The sequence below is a fragment of the Carnobacterium sp. 17-4 genome (assembly GCF_000195575.1).
Taxonomy (GTDB): Bacteria; Bacillota; Bacilli; order Lactobacillales; family Carnobacteriaceae; genus Carnobacterium_B.
This window is the reverse complement of the sequence record NC_015391.1, coordinates 2,400,997-2,419,154: the sequence shown is the minus strand read 5'-3', so window position 1 is coordinate 2,419,154 and position 18,158 is coordinate 2,400,997. Positions and strand designations below refer to the sequence as shown.

The 18,158-nt window shown below is 37.3% G+C and carries 21 protein-coding genes and 1 riboswitch; of the genes, 12 read left to right on the top strand and 9 right to left on the bottom strand.

Annotation, left to right across the window (positions count from 1 at the left end; all coding sequences use genetic code 11):
- The first annotated feature begins 66 nt into the window (after positions 1-66).
- From CAR_RS11470 to CAR_RS11460, 3 genes are all read left to right on the top strand, one after another.
- Positions 67-1,026, top strand: a complete 960-nt coding sequence (locus CAR_RS11470) for a glutathione S-transferase family protein (protein WP_007722097.1) — start codon at positions 67-69, stop codon at positions 1,024-1,026.
- A 32-nt stretch (positions 1,027-1,058) separates the two neighbouring features.
- Positions 1,059-1,904, top strand: a complete 846-nt coding sequence (locus CAR_RS11465; protein ID WP_013711901.1) for an endo alpha-1,4 polygalactosaminidase — start codon at positions 1,059-1,061, stop codon at positions 1,902-1,904.
- A gap of 227 nt (positions 1,905-2,131) precedes the next feature.
- Positions 2,132-2,235, top strand: a riboswitch (NiCo riboswitch).
- Positions 2,236-2,333: 98 nt separating this feature from the next.
- Entirely contained in the window at positions 2,334-4,157 is a 1,824-nt protein-coding gene (locus tag CAR_RS11460) for a heavy metal translocating P-type ATPase (protein WP_013711900.1), read from the top strand.
- A gap of 63 nt (positions 4,158-4,220) precedes the next feature.
- Here the strand turns inward: CAR_RS11460 and CAR_RS11455 are convergent, their stop codons facing one another.
- The 3 genes from CAR_RS11455 to CAR_RS11445 all read right to left on the bottom strand — a co-directional run bounded on the left by CAR_RS11455 (position 4,221) and on the right by CAR_RS11445 (position 6,183).
- The gene (locus CAR_RS11455) at positions 4,221-4,979 is read right to left on the bottom strand and encodes an ABC transporter permease (protein WP_013711899.1); all 759 of its coding nucleotides are present in this window, start codon (positions 4,977-4,979) and stop codon (positions 4,221-4,223) included.
- Positions 4,976-5,629, bottom strand: coding sequence for an ABC transporter ATP-binding protein (locus tag CAR_RS11450; protein WP_007722090.1), 654 nt, complete (start codon positions 5,627-5,629; stop codon positions 4,976-4,978). Before CAR_RS11450 ends, CAR_RS11455 begins: the two co-directional genes overlap by 4 nt.
- 131 nt (positions 5,630-5,760) lie before the next feature.
- Entirely contained in the window at positions 5,761-6,183 is a 423-nt protein-coding gene (locus tag CAR_RS11445; protein WP_013711898.1) for a cupin domain-containing protein, read from the bottom strand.
- A gap of 252 nt (positions 6,184-6,435) precedes the next feature.
- Here CAR_RS11445 and CAR_RS11440 point away from each other — a divergent pair, with 252 nt between their 5' ends.
- The 7 genes from CAR_RS11440 (at position 6,436) to nth (ending at position 10,888) form a co-directional block, all read left to right on the top strand.
- Entirely contained in the window at positions 6,436-6,741 is a 306-nt protein-coding gene (locus CAR_RS11440; RefSeq protein WP_013711897.1) for a rhodanese-like domain-containing protein, read from the top strand.
- Positions 6,741-8,393: an FAD-dependent oxidoreductase gene (locus CAR_RS11435; protein WP_013711896.1), complete on the top strand. Its 1,653-nt coding sequence runs from the start codon at positions 6,741-6,743 to the stop codon at positions 8,391-8,393. The genes CAR_RS11440 and CAR_RS11435 overlap by 1 nt, the downstream gene beginning before the upstream one ends.
- The gene (locus CAR_RS11430) at positions 8,393-8,689 is read left to right on the top strand and encodes a rhodanese-like domain-containing protein (protein ID WP_041556673.1); all 297 of its coding nucleotides are present in this window, start codon (positions 8,393-8,395) and stop codon (positions 8,687-8,689) included. Before CAR_RS11435 ends, CAR_RS11430 begins: the two co-directional genes overlap by 1 nt.
- Complete coding sequence (locus CAR_RS11425; protein WP_013711894.1) at positions 8,689-8,949, top strand: metal-sensitive transcriptional regulator; 261 nt, start codon at positions 8,689-8,691, stop codon at positions 8,947-8,949. The genes CAR_RS11430 and CAR_RS11425 overlap by 1 nt, the downstream gene beginning before the upstream one ends.
- Positions 8,950-9,219: 270 nt before the next feature.
- A complete protein-coding gene (locus CAR_RS11420; RefSeq protein ID WP_007722078.1) occupies positions 9,220-9,585 on the top strand; it encodes a PH domain-containing protein in 366 nt (121 codons plus the stop codon).
- Positions 9,586-9,787: 202 nt separating this feature from the next.
- Positions 9,788-10,084, top strand: coding sequence for a hypothetical protein (locus CAR_RS11415; RefSeq protein WP_013711893.1), 297 nt, complete (start codon positions 9,788-9,790; stop codon positions 10,082-10,084).
- A gap of 162 nt (positions 10,085-10,246) precedes the next feature.
- Positions 10,247-10,888: an endonuclease III gene (nth, locus tag CAR_RS11410; RefSeq protein WP_013711892.1), complete on the top strand. Its 642-nt coding sequence runs from the start codon at positions 10,247-10,249 to the stop codon at positions 10,886-10,888.
- A gap of 106 nt (positions 10,889-10,994) precedes the next feature.
- Here nth and CAR_RS11405 read toward each other — a convergent pair whose 3' ends face one another.
- Genes CAR_RS11405 through CAR_RS11380 form a run of 6 tightly spaced genes read right to left on the bottom strand, consistent with a single transcriptional unit; the run spans position 10,995 to position 16,298 of the window.
- Complete coding sequence (locus tag CAR_RS11405) at positions 10,995-11,273, bottom strand: chorismate mutase (RefSeq protein ID WP_013711891.1); 279 nt, start codon at positions 11,271-11,273, stop codon at positions 10,995-10,997.
- A complete protein-coding gene (aroC, locus tag CAR_RS11400; protein ID WP_013711890.1) occupies positions 11,266-12,363 on the bottom strand; it encodes a chorismate synthase in 1,098 nt (365 codons plus the stop codon). Before aroC ends, CAR_RS11405 begins: the two co-directional genes overlap by 8 nt.
- Positions 12,344-13,597 (bottom strand): 3-phosphoshikimate 1-carboxyvinyltransferase, encoded by a 1,254-nt coding sequence (gene aroA, locus CAR_RS11395; protein WP_013711889.1) that lies wholly within the window; start codon positions 13,595-13,597, stop codon positions 12,344-12,346. The genes aroC and aroA overlap by 20 nt, the downstream gene beginning before the upstream one ends.
- A complete protein-coding gene (gene aroB, locus CAR_RS11390) occupies positions 13,594-14,679 on the bottom strand; it encodes a 3-dehydroquinate synthase (protein WP_013711888.1) in 1,086 nt (361 codons plus the stop codon). The genes aroA and aroB overlap by 4 nt, the downstream gene beginning before the upstream one ends.
- Before the next feature lie 20 nt (positions 14,680-14,699).
- Complete coding sequence (gene aroF / locus CAR_RS11385; RefSeq protein WP_013711887.1) at positions 14,700-15,740, bottom strand: 3-deoxy-7-phosphoheptulonate synthase; 1,041 nt, start codon at positions 15,738-15,740, stop codon at positions 14,700-14,702.
- A gap of 21 nt (positions 15,741-15,761) precedes the next feature.
- On the bottom strand, positions 15,762-16,298 hold the full coding sequence (locus CAR_RS11380; protein ID WP_013711886.1) for a hypothetical protein: 537 nt from the start codon (positions 16,296-16,298) through the stop codon (positions 15,762-15,764).
- A gap of 525 nt (positions 16,299-16,823) precedes the next feature.
- On the opposite strand from CAR_RS11380, the gene aroE reads away from it, so the two are divergent.
- The gene (gene aroE, locus CAR_RS11375; RefSeq protein ID WP_013711885.1) at positions 16,824-17,639 is read left to right on the top strand and encodes a shikimate dehydrogenase; all 816 of its coding nucleotides are present in this window, start codon (positions 16,824-16,826) and stop codon (positions 17,637-17,639) included.
- Complete coding sequence (locus CAR_RS11370; RefSeq protein WP_041556671.1) at positions 17,636-18,157, top strand: shikimate kinase; 522 nt, start codon at positions 17,636-17,638, stop codon at positions 18,155-18,157. Before aroE ends, CAR_RS11370 begins: the two co-directional genes overlap by 4 nt.
- Position 18,158: the final 1 nt, after the last annotated feature.

Here is an 18,158-nt window from a genome sequence, read left to right as displayed (position 1 = left end):
AATTTTTTTAAGAAGTGTTTAGTTGAAATATCAAATAGAGATGTGCAAGTTGAGAGGAGAATAATAATGGGATTACTAGTAGATGGCAAATGGCATGATCAATGGTATGATACAGAAGGCAACGGTGGGCGTTTTATTCGGCAAGAATCGCAATTTCGTAATTGGATTACAGCAGATGGAAGTGCTGGTCCAAGCGGAGAAGGCGGGTTTAAAGCTGAACCAGGGCGCTATCACTTATACGTTGCATTAGCGTGTCCTTGGGCAAACCGTGCATTGATTATGCGCAAATTAAAAGGATTAGAAGAAATGATTTCGGTATCTGTCGTGAATCCTCTAATGGCCGAAAACGGTTGGACATTTGAACCAGAAGAAGGTGTGATTCCTGATCCTGTGATCGATGCCAAGTTTCTCTATGAACTGTATACGCATGTAGAACCAGAGTATAGTGGACGCGTGACTGTACCTGTTTTATATGATTTAAAACAAAATAAAATCGTAAACAATGAGTCTGCTGAAATTATGCGCATCTTGAATTCTGCTTTTGACGAAATAGGTGCAAAAGAAGGCGATTATTATCCTGAAGAGTTGCGTTCTGAAATTGATGCGATTAATGAGAAAGTCTATCATTCGGTCAATAATGGGGTATACAAGGCAGGATTTGCGACGAAGCAAGAGGTCTATCAAGAAGAAGTGGCCAAACTTTTTGACGCACTTGATGAATTGGAAGAACGGTTAGGTAAAAACCGGTACTTGGTAGGCGACCAAATCACTGAAGCAGATTGGCGCTTGTTTACGACGTTGATTCGTTTTGATAGTGTCTATTATGGTCATTTCAAATGCAATATTAAACGCATTACAGATTACAAAAATTTATGGCGCTACACAAGAGAATTGTACAATTGGCCAGGAATAGCTGAAACGATAAACTTTAAACACATCAAAGAGCACTATTATTGCAGTCATAAAAATATTAATCCGACCGGTATCGTTCCAACAGGACCAGAATTAGATTTTAGTTTAGATTAAATAGATAGCAAATGAGATAAAGGGGCAATTATATGAAAACTACTGCAATACGCTTTTTGATAGGAGTAATGGCTATTTTAGGAGTAACCGCTTGTGCAAAATCAGAAGAAAAAAGCAACAATATAAACGAAAATACAGGTGATTATGGTGTGTTTTTGAGTTTAGATGGAAGTGAAGCAATCGAAGCTAGTGAAGGTTACGAGACGGCCATTATTGATGCACAAAATCTCTCCAAATCAGAAATTGCGGAGATGCAAGATCGAGGTCAAGAAGTCTATAGTTATTTAAATGTAGGATCATTAGAGACTTACAGACCTTACTTTGAAGACTTTCAGCATCTTACTTTGAGGCCTTACGAAAATTGGGAAGAAGAATATTGGGTTGATGTAACCAATGAAGACTGGCAGGAATTTAGTGCAGTCACTTTAGCTAATGAACTTCTTGATAAAGGAATCGATGGCTTTTGGATTGACAATGTAGATGTATACTGGCAATTTCCAACAGAAGAAACGTATGTTGGAGTGGAACAGATTTTAAAGACACTCATGAGCTATGGCAAACCGGTCCTTATTAATGGAGGAAATGAATTTGTCAGTGCGTATTTTCAAAAAAATCAACAGGTAGATGATATCTTGACGGGTGTAAACCAAGAAACAGTCTTTTCCGCTATTGATTTTGAAAAGAATGAACTAATTGCTCAGTCCAAAGAGAATCAAGACTATTACTTAAATTATTTGGATACTCTTGATGAAGCTGGAAAAGAGATCTATTTGCTTGAATACACTACAGATAATGGGATAGCAAAGGAAATTAAAAATTATGCGAGTAAAAGAGACTGGCAGTATTATATTTCTAATTCAATTGAGTTGGATGGCTAGACTGAATTAGCTGCAACAAAAAGGGCTAATAATTTTTTTCTCTTTTTCTATAAATAATAGCCAAAAATTGATGGAATATATGGTTGATTTATCAAGCAAAGACTGCATTTAGATGGTGCTCAAAAGCAAATTAACATTTGATACTTCAATTAGTAAATGGTATTATAAGTGTATATAAATCTAATTTAACTTGCTCTTCTTTCTTATAGCTAATTTAAGAATGAGAGCCAATTAAATCTGAACAGGCGGTGAACTCTTAGAGGTTCATGCGGCCGGATCACACATGTGTGATAGCAGAGTAGTGCCAAAAAGGCACACCTGTGGGACAGTACTACTGTCCTATAGGTGTGCCTTTTTTATTTTTACTTTTTATTAAGGAGGGGAAATCTAACCACTAACTTAAAAATAATTATAGAAAGGAAGAGGGAAATGTTGAAGTTTTTAAGCAATACGCGTTCAGGACAGTTTTTAGTCATTGGAGTATTTTTTACAATTATTGGATTTATTTTAAATACGATGGGAGGTTTTTATAGTTCACTTTCTTTTTATGTGGCAATTTTCTTTTTAGGATTCTTTTCAGCTAAAAAAGCGGTGACAGAAACAATCCATTCTAAAGCTCCCAATGTTGATTTGCTAATGGTTTTAGCAGCATTAGGTGCATGTTTGATTCATTATGAATCAGAAGGAGCTGTATTACTGTTCATTTTTGCTGGTTCAGAAGCTCTAGAATCCTATGCAACCAATAAATCAAAAAGTGCTATTTCTGAGTTGCTATCTCATGTGCCTTCTACAGCGCAACTGCTAAAAGATAATGATGAAGTGAGTGAAGTACCTACTGAATTGTTAAAAGTTGGTGACGTTGTAGTCGTTTCAAAAGGAGCACAGATACCTATTGATGGGTATTCCGACCGAAAAACACAAATCAATGAATCCAGCCTTACTGGGGAATCAATGCCTGTTGAAAAAGAAAAGGGAGCCGAAGTATTTTCTGGGACTTTCAATGAAGGAAATGCCTTTCATCTTGAAGTGAATAAAACGAGTGACCAAACCGTCTTCTCAAATATTATACGAATGGTAGAAGAAGCACAGAAAAGCCCTTCGAAAATTTCGAAAATTATTGATCGTTTTGAAACGAAATACGTACTAGTTGTTTTAATTATGGTTCCATTGTTCATTGCGAGTCTTTATTATTTTAACGGGTATAGCTTTGAGGAAGCTTTTTATAGAGGTATGGTTTTATTGACCGTTGCTAGTCCATGTGCTTTGGTCGCTTCTGCTACACCAGCAACACTAAGTGCTATCAGTAATGGAGCAAAAAATGGGGTGTTAGTTAAAGGCGGAGCAGCAATGGAGTCTTTGAATACGATGGATATTTTATATAGCGATAAAACAGGGACACTGACATTTGGTGATTTCAGAGTATTAAATTATGAAGTTCCAGAAGATATTTTGAATGAAGTGGTTTATATGGAACAACAATCTAACCATCCAATAGCTAATGCTATTGTGGCAGCTTTTGAAAACAGAAACTTTAAAGGCATTGATACTTCAGAACCTGTGGAGGAAATAGCTGGACAAGGTGTTAGAAAAGGAGCAATTGAAATAGGGAAACCAAGTACGTTTATTGGGTATCCTGATAAAAATTATTATCTTGATAAAGTAGTTGAAGAAAATACAACGATTTTTGTGGCGAAAAGTAATGAAATTGTTGGGTACATTTCTCTTTCTGATGAAATTCGGTATGAAGCAATCGAAGCAGTAGCTGGTTTTCAAAAAGAGGGTATTCAAGTTGTACTTTTGACTGGAGACAATGAAATGGTTGCTTCGAAAGTTGCTAAGGAAGTCAAAGTAAATGATTATGTAGCCAATTGTCTTCCAGAAGATAAGATTAAACATATCCTAAAAAGTCAGCGAAATAAAAAGGTGGTAGGCATGGTTGGAGATGGAATCAATGATGCACCCGCATTAGCGAATGCGGATATCGGCATTGCTATGGGTAGTGGATCATCGGTGGCTATAGAGTCAGCTGATGTGGTGATTGTAAAAAATGATTTAGGTAAATTGCTTTATAGTTATCACCTGAGCAAACGATTGAACCGAATTATTAAACAAAATATTTTCTTCTCTGTCAGTGTGATCATCATATTGATGATTTTAAATCTTTTAGGTTATTTAGATTTGCCGGTAGGAGTTGTCTTCCATGAAGGATCGACAATTTTAGTTATTTTAAATGGATTGCGTTTGTTACGTTAATAAAAAATATAAAAGTGTGTGAGCCTATTGGAATTTCCGATAGGCTCACACACTTTTATTGGTTTAATCTTTTAGTTGTTTCCTTGCTGTATAAAATTCTTTATAAGCCAAGTAACTAGCAATCACAGATGCAATACTTGTAGTGGATAGCAGCATAAAGGTAACCATAATTTGGTACTTTATCGCATGCGTAGGGTTTACACCAGCAAACATCAATCCAGACATCATACCGGGCAGACTAACAATTCCAATGGTCTTTGCAGATTCGATTGTTGGGAGCATTCCTGCACGAATACTATCACGTACTATGGAGATAGAAGCTTGTTTTAAATTTGCTCCTAATGCCAGTTTTTCTAATACTTGTTGACGTTGGTCTTTAAATTTTGAGTTCAAATTGCGGTAACAAATTCCAATCGCAATCATTGAGTTACTAGCAATCATTCCTGATATTGGAATGACCTGAGAAGGGATGAATAAAATAGCTCCTGATAAAAGTAAGACAATCAAAGTTAAACTAGTAGCTGTTAAGATGGCAATAAAAGATATTTTAAATGCATTTGATATACCATTGCTTTTCTTCCCCGCATTAAAAGAGGCATTAAAAATAATAACTAAAACAAGTGCTAATGTCACAATAATATTATTTAGTTTAAAGACATAGCCTAATAAATAACCAACAGCAAATAATTGGATAACGGCTCGCACAACACCAATTAAAATATCTTTACCCAATCCTAATTTTTCTTTATAAACCACAATAAGTGCTATACCAACTAAGGCAGTTGCAAATAGTAAAGATGAATTATTAATAGCTAAGTTCATTTTGGTTCCTCCATTTCACCATTAACTAAGTGAATAATACGATTTGAAGCTTGAATCTCGACTGCATTATGGGTGACCCATAAAATTGTAACGCCTTGTTCTTGATTCAGATTACGGATTAAATCACGAATAATTTCTTGGTTTTCATGATCTAATGCGCTAGTTACTTCATCTAGTAAGAGGACTTTAGGCATAAATAAAACATTACGAATCAATGCTACCCTTTGCTTTTCCCCACCAGATAATGCGTTGACTGATTTAGTTAAATACTCTGCTCCTAGGCCAACTTTTTTTAAAGCATCTAAGGCTTTTTTTTCATTAAAAGGCTGATCTCTGATAACAAATGGGAACATGAGATTGTCTTTTACAGTTTCTCCAAAAAGTGTAGCCGTCTGGAAACAATAGGAGACTTCTTTTCGGTAATCAGTAGGTTCATAGTCATCAACTAGTTTACTTTGATAAGAAACGGTTCCTTCAGTTGGAGACAAGAGTGAAGCAATAATTTTTAATAAGGTACTTTTTCCACTTCCTGATGGTCCTGTAATCGTTAAGAATTCTCCCTCTTCAACAGATAGCGTTATTCCTTTTAAAATGGCTTTTCCATCTAATTCGTAGCCTAGTTGGGTTGTGTTTAATAGTGGTGTCTCCATATATTCTCCTCCTTAGAGTAGTTTTATTTAGTTTATATTTAATAAATTACAAAAAAGGAGAGCCCAATATTTAGAGCTGTTGCTCAAATGTTTGGACTCAAAACATTCCTTTTTATAAAGCGAGGCTTTTTTTAGTGTTCATTAGGATCATTTTCTGCGTCTTCATGAGTTGGGTGAATAGTTCCTTCAACATGATCAGGACCCGCATAAATGGTATATAATTTTAGTGGTTTGTCACCAGTATTTTTAATATTGTGCCACATATCTGCTGGAACCAATACGGCTTCATCTTCAGAAACAACTTGTTCAAAATTTAAGTTATCTTCAGAGGGTCCCATTTGGCATAGCCCTTGACCTTCTTCGATACGAATAAATTGATCAATTCCATGATGCACTTCTAAGCCAATATCATCGTTTGGTTGAATAGTCATGACGGTTACTTGTAATTTAGCGCCTGTCCATATCGTTGTACGGTAGTTATCATTTTGCACTGTAGCATCTTCAATATTTACAACATAAGGTTTTTTGCCATGATCTTTAAAATCAATACTCATTATCCTAATCACTCCATTTCATAATAGTTATTTAATTGTATTAATTACAATCTAACTATAGCAAATTATCATTTGGAAAACAAGTGTTAGTGCCTTAAATGAGGCTACTATTTTTTTAGTCTGTTTTAAACAAATATGCTTTACAAATTATACCCCATGGAGTATAATTTGTAAATACGGTGCAGGGTATTATGTTAGGAAGACTATTTAGCAACGAAAATAGAAAATAAATTAAAAATAGGAGGAATAAAGATGTTTTTTAAAACAGTATCATCTATTTCAACCAATGAATTAGAGAAAAAGTTAGTGGAGAGACCTCAAATTATTGATGTACGTGAAGCTCATGAGTTTCAAGGAGGTCATATACCTGGAGCTAAAAATGTCCCATTAGGTAAAATCGCTCATTATACCCCCAATGGTAAAGTTTACGTGATCTGTCAATCCGGCATGCGTAGTAAAAAAGCTTCGAAATCTCTAATGAAACAAGGCTACGATGTAGTAAATGTTCGCGGAGGCATGTCTTCTTGGGCTGGAGCTAAAAAGGGAGGGAAAGTGTAATGAAAGTTGTTATTATAGGAGGAGTAGCTGGTGGGATGTCTGCAGCTACGCGCTTAAGACGTTTGAATGAAACGGCTGAAATCATTGTGTTAGAAAAAGGTCCGTATGTGTCATTTGCTAATTGTGGTCTACCGTATTATGTCGCTGGTGAAATTGAAGAACGCAGTGACTTGTTGGTTCAAACACCAGAAGCTTTACAAGCGCGTTTTGAACTAGATGTTCGTCCACATAGTGAAGCAGTAGCAATAGATGCTTCATTAAAGGAAGTAACTGTTCGAACATCAGAAGGAGACTATACCTTATCTTACGATAAATTGATTCTTTCTCCAGGTGCTAAGCCGTTTATTCCACCAGCTAAAGGGCTAGAAGAAGCAAAGAATATCTTTACATTGCGTTCGGTTCCGGATGTTGATGCAATCACGGATTTCATGGAATTACATCAGCCTAAAAAAGCTGTCGTGATTGGAGCTGGATTTATTGGATTAGAAATGGCTGAAAGTTTAGTTCATCGTGGATTAGACGTTACAATTATTGAGAAAGCACCACACGTTTTGCCGCCTTTAGATGAAGAAATGGCCGCTTATATTACTAAAGAATTAAAAGCTAATGGGGTCAAATTGTATACCGGATTGGCTGCTGAATCATTTGAAGCAGAAGGAAAAGTAGTTGTACTTGATACTGGTGAGCGCTTAGAAAGTGACCTAACATTAATGTCGGTAGGGGTTAAACCTGAAACGACATTGGCTCTCACTGCAGGTATTGAAACAGGCATACGTGGTGGGATAGTGGTAAATGAATACTATGAAACAAGTCAAAAAGATATCTATGCTGTCGGAGATGCGATTGTAGTAAAACAACAAATCAATGGAGAAGATACGATGATTGCTTTAGCTTCTCCGGCGAATCGTCAAGGCAGACAAGTTGCTGATGTGATTAGTGGATTGCCGCGAAAAAATAAAGGGAGCATTGGTACGGCAATTGTCCGTGTATTTAACCAAGTGGCCGCTTCAACTGGTTTAAACGAAAGACAATTGAAAATGACAAATGAAAAATTTGAAATCGTTCATATCCAAGGAAAAAGTCATGCAGGTTATTATCCAAATGCAGGTACTATTTTGCTAAAAGTATTATTTAATCCTGAAAATGGAAAAATTTATGGTGCACAAGCGATAGGTGAAGATGGAGTAGATAAACGCATTGATATCATTGCAACGGCCATTAAATCAGGCATGACGATACATGATTTGCCAGAGCTAGAGTTTACCTATGCCCCACCATTTGGATCAGCAAAAGATCCGGTAAATATGGCTGGTTATGCTGCTTTGAATTTGATTGAAGGAGTAAGCGAATCGATTCAATGGTATGAATTAGAATCAAAGCAAGAAGAAGGCTATCTATTGTTAGATGTGCGTAATGAAGGAGAACTTGAAAAGAATGGTCGCTTAAAAGGAGCACTAAATATTCCTTTAGATCAGTTACGTGAGCGATTATCAGAAGTGCCTAAAGACAAACCAATCATTGTAAGTTGTCACAGTGGGTTGCGCAGCTACATTGCTGAAAGGATTTTAAAACAAAATGAATATAAGGCTAAAAATTTGGATGGAGCATTTGCTCTTTATTCAACAGTTAGACCAGAAAAGGTGGAAAAATAATGTACAATTCAATATCAATGCCAGAATTTGAACAAAAATGGAGAAAAGAAACCATTTCATTAGTCGATGTTCGTGAAAGCGATGAATGGGAATCTAAACATATAGAAGGCGCTATTCATGTACCTTTAAGCGATTTATCAAATGAAAAAGAACAGTTAAACAAAGAACAAGAATACTATGTAATGTGCCACTCAGGAGCTCGCTCTGCAATGGCTTGTCAACAGTTAGCAAAAGAAGGATACAAAGTAACCAATGTTATGGGCGGTATATCTGCTTGGAGAGGTGATACAGTCTAATGGAATATAATGTGAAAATTGTAAACCGGTTGAAACGTTCTGACGGACAATTGCATGGCGTATTAAAGATGATGGAAGATGGAAAAGAGTGCGTGGACATCGTGACACAATTGTCAGCTGTTCGTGCCAGTCTTGATCGGGCTATTAGCTTGATTGTGGCTGAAAACTTAGTAGAATGTGTACAAGAAAACATTAAAGAGGGCGGTACTGGAGAAGAAAATATCCAACAAGCCATTAGTCTGTTAATGAAAAGCAGATAAAGACAGTTCAATCTTGTAGAAGACTGATAGTTTCTTACATGCAATGATGAACAGTCAAATAGTTAAGTTTACAGCCAACTATTTTTAATAGATATCCCCAAAAGGCTAATTCTACGTCGTGTGGAATTAGCTTTTTTCGCCTTCATGGTTGAATCAAATACAAAAAAGAGATAGATTTATAGATTAAATAACAGGTATAATGAACGTGTAGTTGGAAATTTATAAGTAAAGTAGTTTTTTCAACGTTATAATGAGGGATGAGAATGAAGAATGGCTGAACTAGAAAAATACATAAATTGGACGTTTTCTGAAAAATGCGCGATTCCAAGCGATATCAATGATCGATTGGTTCCAGGAGAAGAAGCAGTAGAAGCGTTTAAAACAATTAGAGATGTGGCTATATTTACGAACAAACGACTGATTGTTCGTGATGCACAAGGATTACGTGGGAAGAAAATCGAGATTTATTCTTTACCTTATAGTTCAATCAACATGTGGTCCACCGAAAATGCAGGAACTTTTGATATCAATGCGGAAGTTGAATTATGGACGAGAGCAGGCAATATCAAAATTGGCTTAGGAAAAGATATCGATATTAGAAAATTTGATGATTTGATTGCGTCGATTTTACTTTAAATATCTAGCAATCTGTGTGATGGGGTTATTTCATAAAAAGCCAAAGAAATAAATTGTAAACGCTGCAATCACTTGTGTCTTTGACTTTTTTTGAGCTTTTCAAGATTTCAAACTTGATGTGGGTCAATTTTCCATTGCGACAGATGGACTATACTGCTGTTATAAAGAAAAATAACCTACACAAGAAAGAAGGAATTCACTAATGGCAACATTCAATGAAGTGGCGGAGCACTATTTTGAAAAATTGGATATGTTTACACTAGCAATTACGCGTGCACACGGGAAGAACCATCCTGAAGCATTTGAAGTACGAAATTTGTTTAATATAATGAAGGAAAAGACAATAGAAGCAGGTACCACCGGTAAGCCATATTTAGAGGAAGAATTTACCCAATTACGTAAAATCACATCCAACTATACTATTCCTGGAGATGTGTGCGGAACCTATGCGGGGGTATACAACATGCTATCTGAAGCAGATCAAGCTTATCACGCATAATTTTCGGATTGGAAAAATAATGGATCCCAGAAAGAAAAAAATTACTTCTGGGATTTTTTTGCTCGTTATGAGATATACTAAAGTTGTGCCAGTCAAGTCAAAAATTTTCTAACTGAAGACAGGGTATATTTAGAGAGAATTGAAAGAAGGAAAAGAATACCTATGCTAACAAAAGAAGCTGCTCAACACGTGGTCTATGAAATTATGAAACTTTACCCCGATGCTGTCCCAACGATGCATTATCAAAATCCTTTTCAATTGTTGATGGTCGTTATATTGAGTGCTCAAGCGACTGATGAATCTGTTGCGAAAGTAAAAGAACGGTTATTCAAACGTTATCCAAATCCTCAAGCGGTTAGTGAGTCTTCCCCGGAAGAAATTGAATCGTACATAAAAACAATTGGGCTTTACCGAAATAAAGCAAAGTATATTTATAAAAGCAGTCATCAATTGCTTGAAACATTTGATGGGAAAGTTCCAAATACACGTGAAGAATTGCAATCATTAACAGGAATCGGGCCTAAATCAGCTAATATTTTATTGAATGTTGCTTTTAACCAAGATGCCTTTGCAGTAGACACGCATGTTGCACGTGTTTGCAAACATCACAAAATAGTAGAAGAAAACGCCACACCCAAACAAATTGAAGAACGTATAACAGAAATTATCCCCGCCAAATATTGGGGAAGAGCGCATCAAGCAATGATTTCGTTTGGAAGAGAAATATGTTCACCTAGAAATCCTAAGTGTCATGAATACCCACAGCTGTATGAGAATTTAGAAGAAATAAAATTAATGGACTAAGTTATCTTTGGGAGGGGAAAAGCCCAACACCAGCTATAAAAAAACAGGTTATTCAATGAACACAACTGTTCATGAGTAACCTGTTTTTGTGCAATAAACCGATAAATCACGGTTCTGATTTTAAGAGAGTTGTTTGAGTTTCTTTCGTAATGTCCATCATCGATTGGAAGAATTGAGTAACTTGTGGCTCGAACTGTGGATCTTTTAAGCGAGCGATATTTCTCTCAATAACAGCTTTTTCGCGAGTGGCATCCAATACCGGTAAGTTGTGCTGCTTTTTGTAGCGACCGACTTTTAAAACTGTGTTTAGCCGTAACTCAAACAAGCGAGTAAGTTCTTGATCAATCTCATCAATCTCTTTGCGGTACTGTTCCAATTCATTCATTAGATTGTCCTCCAAGCATCAAATCCATTAATCCGATAGCGGTAACTGCCTCTAATACTGGCAATACGCGTGGAACGATACAAGGATCGTGACGTCCTTCGACTTCAAGTTCAGTCTCAGTTCCTTCTTGGATATTGATCGTCTGTTGCTTCTTTTTGATGGAAGCAGGCGGTTTAACAGCAGCTCTGAAAACAATCGGCATGCCATAAGTAATCCCGCCAATGATTCCACCGTTATTGTTGGAGCGTGTTTTGATGCGCCCTTGTTCATCGTAGTAATATTCGTCGTTTGCTTCTGAACCGCGCATTTTGGTAATGTCGAATCCTGTTCCAAATTCAATACCCTTAATGGCTGGAACGGCAAATACGAGATGAGCCAGTTGAGATTCAACTGAGTCAAAGAATGGATTTCCATACCCAGCATCTAATCCTAAGACGAATGTTTCAACGACCCCGCCTACAGAATCTCCATCTTCTTTTGCTTCCAAAATCAAGTTGGTCATTTCTGATTTTTTTTCCGTATTAAACAAAGGAAGCTGTTCTTCTTTGAACTGTTTAATTTGCTCTAAAGTGACTGTTTTTTGATCCTCAAAAGTTTCATCTTCGATTGTTCCAATCGATTGAATATGAGATCCTACTGTTACACCTTTTTTTTTCAGCCATTGCTGACAAATGGCACCTGCAAATACGAGAGGAGCAGTGATCCTTCCTGAAAAATGGCCGCTGCCACGATGGTCATTGTGGCCGTTGTAACGCACACGTCCAGGGTAATCAGCTTGTCCCGGGCGCATAACATCCTTCAGCACACTGTAGTCTTTGGAGCGCGTATTTGTGTTCCAAATGATGGCAGTCAGTGGTGCACCAGTTGTTTTCCCATCTAAAAAGCCGCTTAAAATTTCTGGATGATCTTTTTCTTTTCTTGGTGTCGTCAATTCATTTTTCCCCGGCGCTCTGCGTGCCATTTCAACTAAAACCTGGTCCATATCTATTTCCAAACCTGGAGGCAGGCCATTGATGGTAATACCAATCGCCACACCATGTGACTCTCCAAATAGTGAGAGTTGTAAATTTTTACCCCATATTCCACTCATGTATTTTTCCTCCTAGTTGTTGGAATGTTTCCCAAAAGTTGGGATAAGACTTCTTGACACAATCTGTGTCTTTGATGTGAATCTGTTCTTTGCATACGGTTGAAGCAATAGCCAACATCATAGCCATGCGATGATCCTTATGACTCCAAACTTCTTGACCGCCGGAGAGTTCAGAAACCCCTTCGATCAAAAGTGAATCTCCTATTATCTCAATCTGTGCACCTAAAGCAGCCAATTCTTTTTGAGTGGCGACTAATCGGTCACTTTCTTTGATCCGTAGACGTTCCAGATTGATAATTTTTGTTTTGCCTTTGCTTAATGCAGCGACCAGAGCCACTACTGGAATAATATCTGGTACTTGAGCTCCATCTATGACACGTTCACTTTCAGTAGAACCGCCATTCACTGTATCTAAGATCGAGACGATAGCTTGATCACCTTGTAAAGAATCTGAATCCAATCCATTTACCAAAAGCTCATTCCCTAATGCATTTGCACTCAACCAGAAGGCTGCTTGTGAGTAATCCCCTTCAACTGTGTAATCACGAGCGGTATAAGTTTGCTGGCCTTTAATGCGGTATTCTTGTCCATCCTCATCTTGTTCAATCACAATGCCAAAGGATTGCAAGACAGACAGGGTCAAATCAATGTAGCCTTTCGATTCTAAATGAGTCGTAATTTTTAGGACAGAGTCTTCGGCAAGTAAAGGCAAAGTCAGTAACATACCGGTGATAAACTGGGAACTGATATCGCCACGCATTTCATAGATACCTGGTGTCAAAGGTCCGGCGACACTCAACTGTAGGTTTTTAGTTGCGGCTTGTTCGTAGTGGAGCGATTGAGCCTCGAATAATTCTTGATAAGGTTCAAGCGGACGTTTGCCTAAATGTCCTTGACCGATAAAGTGCGTTTCTCCTGTAAATAGTGTCGCTAAAGGAATCAGAAAACGCAAGGTAGAGCCGGACTCATTGCAATTGATTGTGCGCCTTTCTTTAGCTGCTCCATTGCGGATGCCCTCGATAGTCAATGTCTGATTATCATAAGAAATAATCGCTCCAAACGAACGCATACCCTCGATAGTTGCAAGAATATCATCAGATAGTTGAATATTCTTGATCGTACTGCGACCTGCTGCTAAACTAGCGCAGATCACTGCTCGATGCGCCATACTTTTAGAAGGCGGGACAGTAACGGTTCCGCTTAATTTCTTAGTGGTAAGGGTTAAGTTGGTCATAGTGTTCCTCCAGTGTCTAAAGAATCGAAAAATGACAGAGCCGTTTGATGTACAGTAGCGCGTCCAAAGTCAGCCAAAACAATCACGGATAAACTGCCTGCAATATTTTTCTTGTCTTTTTTGATATAAGGCAATAGTTTAGGATAAGCTTCAGGGTTTTCTAGTTCTATAGGTAATTGATGTTGCTGTAAGAGAGTGATTAACTGATCAGTGGTTCCAACTGTTGTCATCCGTTTGGATTCTGCGATTCTTGAAATAGCCACCATACCAATAGCCACACCTTGACCATGGGTATATTTTTCATACTGGTAATAGGCTTCTATAGCGTGTCCCAATGTATGCCCAAAGTTCAACACCATTCGTTCACCCAAATCTTTTTCATCTGCTTGCACAATCACTTGTTTAATCGTACAACAGGTTTCAATGAGCCAATCAATGTGCTGCATGACTTCTTTTCTAGAAGACAAGTTCATCAGACGATGAAATAAATTAAGGTCTTTTATACAGCCATATTTGATTACTTCTGCCATTCCATCAGCAAAGGCAGAATCCGTCAAGGTTTCTAGGACCAATGGATCGATCAAGACGAGTAGGGGGTGATAAAAAGTACCAACTAAGTTTTTCCCCTCAGGTAGATCGACGCCCACTTTTCCTCCTACACTACTGTCAACTTGCGCTAGAAGTGTAGTGGGAATTTGGACATAGGAGATGCCTCTCAAGTAAGAAGAAGCGGCAAAACCAGTAATATCCCCTATCACGCCGCCGCCTAGAGCAATGATCAAGTCGCTACGTGTTAATCCGAAATCCGCAAACGCACTGTAGAGAGTGGGCAGCGAGTCAAATGTTTTAGTCTGTTCTCCCGGAGGCAAAACACTGCACTGCACTTCATAATCTGCTGCTTTTAAATCTTTTATAATAGATTTAGCGTAAAGGTCATAGACGGTTTCATCGGTGACAATGGCAATTTTAGCTCCAGTAAAGATTTTTGAGACTTCATTACTGACGCGGTTGAGTATTCCTTTTTCAATCTTTAATTCGTAACTCACTTCATTTGTTGGAAGTTTAACGGTTAAGACAGACATTGATTTTATCCTCCCACAATTTATTTGGTCAAAATAGTAGCTGCTTCATCGATTGAACGACCTTCGAACTCAGCTAGCTTACGAGCTTTTTCCATCAATCTAGCGAATTCATCTGGTGTCAAACATTGTTCGCCATCGCTCCAAGCGTTAGCTGGATCATTGTGAACCTCAATCATTAAGCCATCTGCTCCGGCAACGATACCTGATTTAGCGCCTGCTTCAACCAAGTAAGACATTCCACCAGCATGGCTCGGATCAATAATAATTGGCAAGTGAGAGAGTTCTTTGATGACAGGAACAGCTTGGATATCTAGTGTATTGCGGGTTTCTGTTTCAAATGTCCGAATGCCGCGTTCGCATAAAATAACATTTTTATTTCCTCCAGCCATGATGTACTCAGCTGACATCAACCATTCTTTGTAGGTTGCAGATAAGCCACGTTTTAAAAGGACTGGTGTATTCGTTCGTCCAACTTCTTTGAGTAAATCAAAGTTTTGCATGTTGCGTGCACCAATTTGAATGATGTCTACTGAGTCAACAAATTGATCGACCCATTTTGTCGACATCAATTCAGTCACAATAGGCATGCCCGTTTCAGCTTTAGCAACTTGGAGCATTTTTAATCCTTCTAATTCAAGACCTTGGAAACTGTATGGAGAAGTTCTTGGCTTGAATGCACCTCCGCGTAAGAAGTTCGCACCAGCTTGTTTAAGTTGTTTTGCAATAGTCACAATTTGTTCTTCACTTTCTACAGAACATGGTCCCGCGATAATTCCTAATTTAGTACCACCGATTGTTTCGTCACCAATTTTGATGATAGAATTCTCAGGATGAAATTTTCTATTCGCTCTTTTGTAAGGATCTTCTACTCGAATAACTTGCTCTACTTCCGAAAAAGCATGCAATTGGTGAGCATCGATCCCACTAGTATCGCCAATCAGACCTAAAAAATCGCGCTTGATATCGGTAAAATGACTCACGGTAACTCCTTGAGATTCTAATTTAGCAGCTAGTTCTTTAACCTCATTTGCTTTGATTCCTTGTTTTAATACGATTATCATAGTCATTCTCCTCTGTATTGTTTAGTTTATTTTGTACAAACACCACACCATTACTGGCTCATAACGTTCTTCAATCGTGTACCCGACTCTTTTTTCTTTTTCAAACACATCCTCGCTAATAATCGTATATTTCAGATTTTTTTTACAAAAGGCTGACCAAGCTTTGAATTTACTGTCTGAAAATTCAATTACGGTATCTTCGTTTTTTTTAATTAAATATTTTTTCAAAAAAATAGTGGTGGCTGGATGAATCATCGCTCGGTTTTCTGCATAAAAGCTATTTTTAATTAGAACCATAGGCTTGGTTTTTCGTTGGAAGACGTCTACCAATTCAACTTTATCCCAGTAATCATAATTAAATTCTTTCCACCCATAATCTTTTCGGGCACTTTTAAAAGCTACAGGGAACAAGACGTATTGTTCGGTTAACTGATGAATATTGTGCAATAAGCTGTCAAAAGATGGATAGCCTACAATACCATCGTCTTCTGATTGTAGTAAAGATTCTGCGACTGTATAACTATCCGTGCTGCTGGGTCCTAACGTATGAATGATCATCTATCTTCCTCCACTAAAATTATTGAAAAACGAAAAAACGCCACACCCGATAGTCTATTGAAAGATTATCGAATGTAGCGTTAGGTAAGTTCACTAATAGTGTATATAAAAATCAGATTAGTTCGTTGCCCCTTCGATTTCTTTCAAAATCTATAGGGCAACTGTTGTTAGCAGCTTAAAAAACTTTAGCCTCTATAGATTTTCTCATAAAGAAGCTAAAATAATAATTATTCAATTGTGAGTCCATTGCAGTTTTAAGTTGTGCTTGTAAGTTCATGGTGGTCTCTCCTCAATTGATCATTATCAGCTGGTTCCCAACTGTGAGACCAATACTAGCAAGTAAAAAAAATATTGTCAACAAAAAACAAAAAAGAATTTTAAAAAATAATATTAAAAATAGGTTAAACGTTTGGTACCAAAAGAATGAGAAGCATTAAAATAATTTTAAAAAAATTTTTTAATTGAACTTTAGGTTTCTTTTGTCTATACTTCAACACATTATCACAGGATGGGAAGAGGTGCCCTATGAAATTTTACGGATTATTAGGAGAATCGCTTGTACATAGCTATTCTCCAAGCCTTCATAAGTTAATTTATCAAAAAATAAGACTAGATGCTGCTTACAAGCTCTTTGCGTTTCCTCCAACAGAATTAAAAAAAGCGATGGAAGGTATTAGAACGTTATCTATCAATGGGGTAAATGTCACAATACCTTATAAAGAAACCGTTATTCCTTATCTAGATGAAATTGATTCATTTGCAAAAAAATTGGGAGCAGTGAATACGATTGAAAATATAAATGGGAAATTAATCGGACACAATACAGATTACGATGGCTTTGGTCTGATTTTGAACCGTAGACAATGGAATGTGAATGGGAAAATTGCAGTTGTTTTAGGATCAGGTGGTGCCTCAAAAACAGTCGAAGCGTATTTAATGGATCATGGGATTAAGATGATCTATATTGTATCTCGGAATCCTGAACGGTTTAAAAACACAAAAAATAAAAGGTATACCAATTATGAAAATGCCCAATCTTTAACGGGAGATTTTTTAATTAATACCTCTCCTGTTGGGATGTACCCTAATGTTAAAGAGACTCCTTTAAGTGAAAAAGTTATTCAAAGATTTGATTATCTGATTGATTTGATTTACAACCCTAGTGAGACCACTTTCTTACGATTGGGATGTGAAAACAACAAACAAACGGCTAATGGGTTAGATATGTTAGTGGGTCAAGCTGTTCGAGCAGTAGAAATCTGGGAAAAGTGTTCGATTGATGAGCAAGTTACAGAAGAGTTGATTTCTGAATGGAAGAGACAAACTGGTGAAAGCTTATGAAGACGAATATAGTGTTGATTGGGATGACAGGTAGTGGTAAAAGCACGATTGGAGAAAAACTTAGTCAACAACTAGGCATGCCGTTTAAAGATATCGATCTTTTTATTGAACACACAACAAAACAAACCATTCCGGAACTATTTGAAGTGAGTGAAGCTCATTTTAGAGCAATAGAGACAAAAGCATGCAAAAAACTAGCAGTAACTGAAGATCACACGGTCATTTCGTGTGGTGGCGGAGTCGTTCTGAATCCCGAAAATATTCAGGCACTAGGAAAAACAGGCTGGATTGTGTTTATTAATCGGCCTATCGAACACATCATTAAAGATATCGAAATTGGTCATCGACCATTATTAAAAGGTGGCAAAGATAAGCTGTACCAATTATATGAACAACGTTTGGATTTATACCAGTCATTCGCCGATTTTAGAGTGGATAATCAATCCAATTTAGAAGATGTACTGAACACTATCAAGAATAATCTTCCAAAAACCATTACGCATAAAAGGAGAGGTTAGC